Below are 1444 nucleotides of genomic sequence, written 5' to 3' on the forward strand. Positions count from 1 at the left end.
GAAATGCCAATCATGCCAATTTACTGGTACACACAATCTTGGGTACAGAAACCAGAGGTTAAAGGTGTTCACCAAACTGGCCTGGGTGACGTGGATTGGAAAGGCGCGTACATCGAGTAATTTCATAACGAAGGAAACGGGTTTTGCAGCAGAGGGTATATGGTTGCACATATACCTTCTGCTATGCAAGCCCTTCCCATAAATTTCAGCTGGCATGATTGCCAGCAAAGAGAAAATAGAGAGAGAAGCTTTACTGCAAGAGATCTAAGGGTTATTTACACAGCCGATTTTTACACTGTGTCGGCAGCGTTCCGCAGTGTAAACATGGGACGTGAAAGCAATCAAAAATCTACCAAGGGGGTAAGTTAGTTGATCCGTTATCTCGGTAAGCGCATCATTTTTATGCTCATCTCGCTCTTCTTAATTGTAACGGCCACCTTCTTCATCATGAAAGCAGTACCAGGTGGTCCATTTACATCCGAGAAGCAGGTCCCGCCGGAAATTAAGGCAGCACTAGAGGCAAAGTACAAGCTGAACCTGCCGTTGCATGAACAATACTTTGAATATTTGAAAGGTGTAGTAACATGGGATCTCGGTCCGTCGTTTACGGAGAAATCTTCGAATGTTAACGACATGATTAGTCGTGGTTTCCCAGTTTCTGCTCACTTGGGAGCACAAGCTTTATTGCTCGCTATCTTTGGTGGAATTACGTTAGGGGTTATCGCAGCACTAAACCATAATAAATGGCAAGACTATTCTGCAATGGTCATCGCCGTTTTGGGATTATCGGTACCGAGCTTTATTTTGGCGTCCTTTTACCAATACATTTTCGCTATTCAATTGGGCTGGTTTCCAATCGCGAAATGGGAAGGATTTGAGTACACCATCCTTCCTTCATTGGCACTCGCCGCATCACCGATGGCATTTATCGCGCGTTTGACGCGTTCCAATATGATTGAAGTTATGGGTCAAGATTACATCAAAACAGCAAAAGCAAAAGGATTGCACACTGTTGCCATTACAGTAAAACACGCAATTCGTAATGCGCTCTTGCCAGTTGTTACTTACCTGGGTCCACTGATTGCCGGTATCTTGACAGGTGCATTCGTTATTGAACGTATTTTCGGTGTTCCTGGTCTTGGTCGCGAATTCGTATTGTCTATTACAAACCGCGACTATACGGTAATTATGGGTACGACCGTGTTCTACTCCATTATCCTGGTTGTGATGATTCTGATTGTTGACATCGCATACACCTTGGTAGACCCACGGATCAAACTTTCGGACGCAGGAAAGGAGTAATGACACGTGCAAAACTTGACTAAAGAACATTTTGAGCCAATTTCCGTCGACCTTCGTCAAGCAGAAGCAATCAAGCGCCCAAGTCTCTCTTTCTGGTCTGACGTTTGGCGCCGTATGAGAATGAATAAAGTTGCAATGGCTT

At 44.5% G+C, this 1444-nt stretch carries 1 protein-coding gene and 1 pseudogene; both read left to right on the forward strand.

Translation table 11 applies throughout. The features are described 5' to 3' along the window. Positions 1-369: 369 nt before the first annotated feature. Positions 370-1302 (forward strand): ABC transporter permease, encoded by a 933-nt coding sequence (locus C7R94_RS28545; RefSeq protein ID WP_088907167.1) that lies wholly within the window; start codon positions 370-372, stop codon positions 1300-1302. 6 nt (positions 1303-1308) lie between these two features. Then, positions 1309-1444, forward strand: a pseudogene (locus C7R94_RS31085) (ABC transporter permease); the annotation flags it as partial.

The sequence above is a fragment of the Brevibacillus sp. NRRL NRS-603 genome, from assembly GCF_003013445.1.
GTDB classification, from domain to species: Bacteria; Bacillota; Bacilli; order Brevibacillales; family Brevibacillaceae; genus Brevibacillus; species Brevibacillus formosus.